Genomic DNA, 6752 nt, shown 5'->3' on the forward strand with positions numbered 1-6752 from the left:
TCGCTGTTAAATCGACCTTAATAGACGCTAGAGGAACGGTTAAAGCAAAGGGTAATAAGTTGGTTTTTGAAAGTGTTAACCCAGGCTTTCATAAAGTATTTTTGATAGACCTTTTTAAGGGAAATATCACTAAACTTAATGATGTAAAGACACACGATAAGTATGCTATTAGCACCTGTGATCCGAATCTGTAAACATATTAATTATGGTTTATAATTTACAAGCTTTTATTTGCCGACAAAGTGATGCCATACCACTTACAACGCATCATAAAAAAGCCATTTAAGTTAATCTCGAACAAGGATTATGTTTAATACCTATGACCGTTGACTTATCTGACCAAATCAATAAGGATCTGCAATTGGCAAACCTAGCTGTGTTCTCTTACCTCACTGAAAATCGAAAATAAGCCTTTATTCGACGATTTGAAAATCGCCTAAAAACAAAAAAGCCCTTTAAGATATCTTAAAGGGCTCACAGGTCCCGTGAGCGCACTGATTTCGAACTACATTTTAATGGATTGACCGAATTTAAGAGTTTGATTTTCGAAAGAAGAGCAATTGGAATCCACAATTAAGATTTAGCCGGAAGAAATCAAAAATTGACAAATATCGGGTAATTGGATTTTAAAGGGGTAAGATGTTGATTAGAAATAATGAAAGTTTGTTGATAAATAACAACTCGATGAGTGATGTGAAATCTCACGTTATTACGTTAAGGAGTTACATTATTTAACCCGTATATGTAATAACATTGTTAATGGAATTTCAAAAAAATGAAGCTAAAAAAATGCCACTTCGCAAGAGGCCTATCTTGATAGTGGATAATTTAAATAGAAGTTTCGGTACAGGACCGTATATAAAGGCAATGCTAGAATATTCTTTAAGTGGAAATCAACCGTCAAAATTCCGAAACGAGGATGAGCTTATTGACCGGACTTTACCGAATTTAACTAACCTCTATGAGATTTATCAAAAAGGCAACATTACACAGAAGCATACCCTGATGAGGGGGGTGTTCAAAGATAATCTGGTATGGGGTGATGGTATGTTTAGAACCGCTTTTATTGACCCAACGTTTAATGATAACATACTGAAAGTCAAGCAAAAAGGGTTGCTTTTTAATGAGCAACCCTTTAAGGTTTTGGGCTTGAGCCCGGTTAGTACCCAGCGCCGGAGTCGAACCGGCACGGTTTCCCACAGGTGTTTGAGACCAGCGCGTCTACCAATTCCGCCAGCTGGGCATTTGCTTATTCAGCGGGATGCAAATGTATCAATTGAATAACTAATTACCAAGACTTATTTAAATTATCTTCTTTAAGTTTTTTATCTACCCAAAAAGGGGCAAATGGCACTAATGATGCAAACCCTATGAGTACCACCTTTTTAAAGCTCCATTTATACTCTTGCCATGCCATAATTAAAAAAACAATGTACAGCACAAATAAAAGGCCATGAGCCCAACCTGTGTATTTCACAGCCAAAGGCATATCAGCCCAGTACTTTAGGGGCATAGCAATAAATACCAGCAAGATGTAAGAAATTCCCTCAGCAACGGCAACTTTTCTAAAAATGGATAATGTGTTCATATATATGGATTTGCGGCAAAGGTATCCAAACAATCATTGTAAAAAAGTAGCATTTTACTTTTTTACAATGATTTAACAGCCAGCCTTATATATTGGCAGCTTTAGCAATACTTTCTCTAAGTCTTAACAAATACTTAGTACGATAATACAAGTCCTTTATTGCAATAAGTGTTTTATCCTGCTCCGCTGAAGTCTGACCTTCAAAAGAAGTTGTAAGTGATAAAATTTCATCCGACAACCCCTTCTCTACTCCATTAACATCTTCCTTTAGACTTGCCAGCTTCACAGGGTCGGGATCAAATTGCAAATCCATTAATGCCTCATTAATATCCATCATCTCCATTAAAAAACTTTGGGGCAGAACATAGTTCTCACCTTCCTTTAATAAGCCTTTCAATTCCAGAACATAATGTAATCGCTTCTGCGGATCACTTAGAACCTGATATGCTTTATTATTTACCGTACTCAATTCCAATACCTCAGCCTGTTTCTCATCGCTTTCATTAATATAAAAATCAGGATGATACTTCTTACTAAACTCATAAAACTTTTGCTTTACGAGGGCCACATCAGGATTAAAGCTTAATGGTAAGCCATAAAATGCAAAATAGTCTGTCATAAGGGCTTAATGCATTACAGCCTTAAATATGTCGTTGCCGAGCACAAAAACCATCAACGACAACAGCAGGACAAAACCAACTATCTGGGCACGCTCCATAAACTTATCGCCAAGAGGCTTTCCTTTGATCATCTCTACAATCAGGAATACAACATGTCCCCCATCCAAAGCAGGTATTGGTAACAGGTTCATAAATGCCAAAGCAATAGAAATAAAGCCTGTAGAAGCCCAAAATCTCATCCAGATCCACTCTCCGCCATAAACTTTACGCGCGATTTCTACAGGGCCCGAAAATGCTTTGTTTGCCTGGATTTTACCTGTAACTACTTTCCAGATTCCTTTAGCATTATCACTAAAAGTTTTCCATGCCTGATTTGCTCCTATTGGAAGAGCAGCAAACAGACTATAATTAATTGTTTGTTGTTTTATCTCATCTATGTTAAATCCGATACCAATAGTTCCGGCACTGTCCACAGGAATAGTATAAGTTAACTTTTCAGTACCACGATTAATTATAAAAGACACTGGTTTTTTCTTGTGCTTCTGAAGCTCATCTCTAACATCTGCATTAAATCGAACAGGTGTATTATTTACAGCAACAATTCTATCACCTTTTTTTAATCCTGCTTTGAGTGCGTTGCCAAACACGCTATCTACTGTAGAAGTTAACAAGGGTGCCCTGCTAATAAACGCTTCAATTCCTAAATCAGAAACCTTATTTAAGATATTCTCAGGCACTTTGATATCCAGGGTTCTGTCTCCACGGATAACCGTTAAATTTGTGTTTCCGAGCAAAACCTTTGAACTGATCAATTCATCAAAGCGAATCACCTTGTTTCCATTAACAGCAATTACCTTATCTCCCTTTTGAAGCCCGATTTCTTTACCGATACTTCCGGGATTAATACCATTCTGTGCAGAACTGTTAGGAATAAATGTTTCGCCGTATTTAAATGTAAGCATCCAGAAAATCAGGATACCAACAACTATGTTGACAATAACACCGCCAAGCATCACTATTAAACGTTGCCAGGCTGGTTTAGACCTAAATTCCCAAGGCTGCGCCGGCTGATTCATTTGTTCGGTATCCATAGATTCATCTATCATACCTGCTATTTTAACATAGCCGCCTAATGGTAACCAACCGATGCCGTACTCACAATCCCCTTTCTTAAAACTAAACAACTTAACACCCCAGGCATCAAAAAACAGGTAAAACTTCTCTACCTTAATTCCAAAAGCCCGTGCCGCAAGAAAATGTCCTAATTCGTGTAAAATAACTAATATCGATAATCCCAGAAGTAACTGGGCCGCCATAATCAATCCGCTCATATATGATTTTAAATGTTTCTAAATTTGACTGTAAAAAACTTATTTTGTTACCAGCTCGCCCGCAAATATACGTGTATGCTGGTCGGTTTCTAAATAATTATTAAGAGTTGGTGTCGCTATAAAGCTGATATCAGACATACATTGTTCTATTATATCGCTCATTTCCAGGAAACCAATCTGATTTTGTAAAAAGGCATTTACTACCACTTCATTGGCAGCATTGATGATGCAAGGCATATTTCCTGCTCTGCGTAAAGCCTCAAATGCGAGGTCAAGATTTCTAAAAGTACCTCTGTCAGCCTTTGAGAACGTCAGCTCCGGATAATCCATAAAGTTGAAACGTTTAAAATTGCTGCTTATTCTTCCTGGATATGCAAAAGCATAATGAATTGGCAATTTCATATCAGGAAGACCCATCTGAGCCTTCATAGAGCCGTCATTAAACTGCACCAGCGAATGTACGATAGATTGAGGATGTACAATCACATCAATCTGATCTACATTCAAATCAAACAGCCATCTCGCTTCAATAACTTCTAGGCCTTTATTCATTAAAGATGCCGAATCAATGGTGATCTTAGCACCCATTACCCAGTTGGGGTGTTTAAGCGCCTCGGCTTTGGTAACATTAGCTAAAAAAGCACGTTCCTTCCCTCTAAATGGCCCACCCGATGCAGTTAAATAGATTTTTTCAATTGTATCAACTGCCTCACCTACCAGGCACTGGAAAATTGCAGAATGCTCAGAATCTACAGGTATAATTTTTACCCCATGTTGCTTTGCTAAACTAGTTATCAAATCACCGGCAACTACCAGCGTTTCTTTATTAGCCAGGCCAATATCTTTTTTAGCTTCAATAGCAGCAATAGTTGGTTTTAAACCAACAGAACCTACTATTGCAGTAAGTACTAAATCTGTCTCTGCTAAACTAGCTGCTTCACACAACGCTGCTTCACCTGCTAAAACCTTGATACCTGTAGCTGATAAAGCTGCTTTTACGGATTTATATTGACGCTCGTCGCCAATAACAACCATTAAAGGTTTAAACTTTAATGCCTGGGCAATCAATAGATCAGCGTTTGATTGTGCTGTAAGCGCTGTAACCTTATACAACTCCGGATTTGCCTCAATAACTTCTAAGGCCTGTGTTCCTATTGAACCGGTTGCGCCTAAAATGGATATGTTTTTCAATTTATAAAACTACTTAAATTATCAGCAATCTTTCTGTCGTTCGATAATCTTGGAACCTTATTCTGTCCGCCAAGCTTACCCTGGCTACGCATAAAGTTCACAAAGGCATCTTTCTGTAAAGAACGAATGATCAGTGGTTGCAGTATTTTCCCCTCAATGAGGTCAAAATAGTAAATATTCTTCTTTTGTAGTGCTTCATCTACTTTTTTACTGAAAGCCTCAAGATTCTTAGGAGGATTAAAAAACTCCACAAACCACTCGTGGTAAGGCAATTCGCCGTGTTTCGTTTCCACCTGAGGAGCTACAGTAAATTCTGTGATACCCACACCTTCCAGGTTAGCTACGGTAAGTAAAGCATGTTCTACCTCTTCGCCAATTACATGTTCTCCAAAAGCTGAAATAAAATGCTTAATACGTCCTGTCACCAATATTTTATACGGGTTTTTAGATACAAACTTAATTGTATCTCCGATGCTATAACCCCATAACCCGGCATTTGTATTGAGTATCAAAGCATAATTCTTTTCCAGCTCCACATCTTCCAGACTAACTCTCAAAGGGTTATCATTATAATACTCGTCTGCAGGAATAAATTCATAAAATATACCTGCATTTGCCAGCAGTAACAGACTTTTATCCTGCTGACTATCCTGATAAGCAATAAATCCTTCGGAGGCAGGATAAGTTTCAATTGTATCGATTTTCTTGCCTATGCTTTCCTCAATTTTAGCCCTATAAGGTTCGTAATTAACCCCGCCGTATACAAACAGGCTAAAGTTTTTAAAAATATCTTTAATCTTTTTGCCTCCGGATTTCTGTGCAAGCCTGTCAAAATACATTTGTACCCATGGCGGTATGCCCGAAATCAGGGTCATATCTTCATTAATGGTTTCTTCTACTATTGCATCAACCTTTTGCTCCCAATCTTCAATACAATTTGTGGCATAAGAAGGCAGACGATTTCTCTGTAAATAACCTGGAACAAGATGGGCTACTATACCTGATAACCTACCTACGTTAATTCCATTTTTTTTACTCAGCACAGGGCTTCCCTGCAAAAAGATCATCTTACCATTAACAAAAGCGGTGTTACCGGTTTCGTGAATGTAGGTAAGCAAGGCATTCCGGGCAGCTTTAACATGCTCGGGCACCGATTCTTTAGAAAGTGGAATGTATTTAACGCCCGATGTGGTACCAGAGGTTTTTGCAAAATAAAGGGGTTTTCCTTTCCACATTACATCAGGTTCACCTGCCACTACCCTTTCAATATAAGGTCGTAACTCTTCGTAATCCCTAACAGGAACCGCCTTTTTAAAATCCTCATATGTTTTTACAGAGGCAAAACCATGATCCTTACCAAAAGCCGTACTTTTTGCAGAATCAATGAGTTGGCTTAAAGTTCCCTTCTGTGCTCCCACTGCATTTTTTTTCCATTTATTGATGCCTTTTACAATAAAGGCCGCAAACGGTTTGCTTAATGCCGCTTTTAATCCCATAAGTTCTGTTTAAACTATGTTATGTATAATATCAGGCTCAGCATCTCCCTTGTATTCACTCATCATTTTACGATAAGCAATAGTTAAAGCTACACTTGATAGCGGAACAATAATAAAGGAGCTCAAAATATTTATAAAGAATGAGAACACCGGCCAGTGTATGTAACTAAAAAACAAATAAAGCAGGTGAAAACTTAATAGCACTAACAAAAGCAGAAAAATCTTTGTAAAGTTGCCTTTTGTAGTGGCTAAGCTAAGCTTTATAGATAGAAATGGAGGTAAATCTTTATCGATTATAAAAAACGGGAAGAAAGAAATACGGATCCATGTAATGAATATTGCAATTACCCCAACAGAAATAGCCACATTGGTTATAACTTCCATTTTTATCCCTGTGTATATAAAAGGGAAAGCGATTAACACTACTATCGAATACACACCTACAATACAAAGCATAAAGTAAAGCGTTGCCACCAGGAATCTGATAATCTGTTTTCTGGTAGGAATTGTACTTACAATGCTTACA

7 protein-coding genes and 1 tRNA gene are annotated in these 6752 nt (G+C 37.8%); 1 reads left to right on the plus strand and 7 read right to left on the minus strand.

Features of this window, described 5'->3' with window-relative positions; all coding sequences use genetic code 11:
* Positions 1-194: hypothetical protein (locus AC1DDX_RS20145; RefSeq protein WP_477622478.1), on the plus strand; the 194-nt coding region annotated here is incomplete at its 5' end.
* Positions 195-1163: 969 nt separating this feature from the next.
* Here AC1DDX_RS20145 and AC1DDX_RS20150 read toward each other — a convergent pair.
* The 7 genes from AC1DDX_RS20150 to AC1DDX_RS20180 form a co-directional block, all read right to left on the minus strand.
* Positions 1164-1243 (minus strand) — tRNA-Leu (locus tag AC1DDX_RS20150).
* A 45-nt stretch (positions 1244-1288) separates the two neighbouring features.
* Positions 1289-1588, minus strand: a complete 300-nt coding sequence (locus AC1DDX_RS20155; protein ID WP_048904329.1) for a DUF3817 domain-containing protein — start codon at positions 1586-1588, stop codon at positions 1289-1291.
* An 85-nt stretch (positions 1589-1673) separates the two neighbouring features.
* Positions 1674-2207 (minus strand): iron-sulfur cluster co-chaperone HscB C-terminal domain-containing protein, encoded by a 534-nt coding sequence (locus AC1DDX_RS20160; RefSeq protein WP_172660679.1) that lies wholly within the window; start codon positions 2205-2207, stop codon positions 1674-1676.
* 6 nt (positions 2208-2213) lie between these two features.
* Positions 2214-3539: an RIP metalloprotease RseP gene (gene rseP, locus AC1DDX_RS20165; protein WP_172660680.1), complete on the minus strand. Its 1326-nt coding sequence runs from the start codon at positions 3537-3539 to the stop codon at positions 2214-2216.
* 39 nt (positions 3540-3578) lie between these two features.
* The gene (locus AC1DDX_RS20170) at positions 3579-4730 is read right to left on the minus strand and encodes a 1-deoxy-D-xylulose-5-phosphate reductoisomerase (RefSeq protein ID WP_172660681.1); all 1152 of its coding nucleotides are present in this window, start codon (positions 4728-4730) and stop codon (positions 3579-3581) included.
* A complete protein-coding gene (locus AC1DDX_RS20175) occupies positions 4727-6226 on the minus strand; it encodes a GH3 auxin-responsive promoter family protein (RefSeq protein ID WP_172660682.1) in 1500 nt (499 codons plus the stop codon). The genes AC1DDX_RS20170 and AC1DDX_RS20175 overlap by 4 nt, the downstream gene beginning before the upstream one ends.
* A gap of 9 nt (positions 6227-6235) precedes the next feature.
* A partial coding sequence (locus tag AC1DDX_RS20180) for a hypothetical protein (RefSeq protein WP_477622479.1) occupies positions 6236-6752 on the minus strand: 517 nt, incomplete at its 5' end.

It is taken from the genome of Pedobacter sp. 10L46_2, from assembly GCF_056395165.1.

Bases quoted from the DNA above. Each gene is read 5' to 3' on its own strand.
- AC1DDX_RS20155 (WP_048904329.1), bottom strand. From the start codon at position 1,588: ATGAACACATTATCCATTTTTAGAAAAGTTGCCGTTGCTGAGGGAATT.
- AC1DDX_RS20160 (WP_172660679.1), bottom strand. From the start codon at position 2,207: ATGACAGACTATTTTGCATTTTATGGCTTACCATTAAGCTTTAATCCT.
- rseP (WP_172660680.1), bottom strand. From the start codon at position 3,539: ATGAGCGGATTGATTATGGCGGCCCAGTTACTTCTGGGATTATCGATA.
- AC1DDX_RS20175 (WP_172660682.1), bottom strand. From the start codon at position 6,226: ATGGGATTAAAAGCGGCATTAAGCAAACCGTTTGCGGCCTTTATTGTA.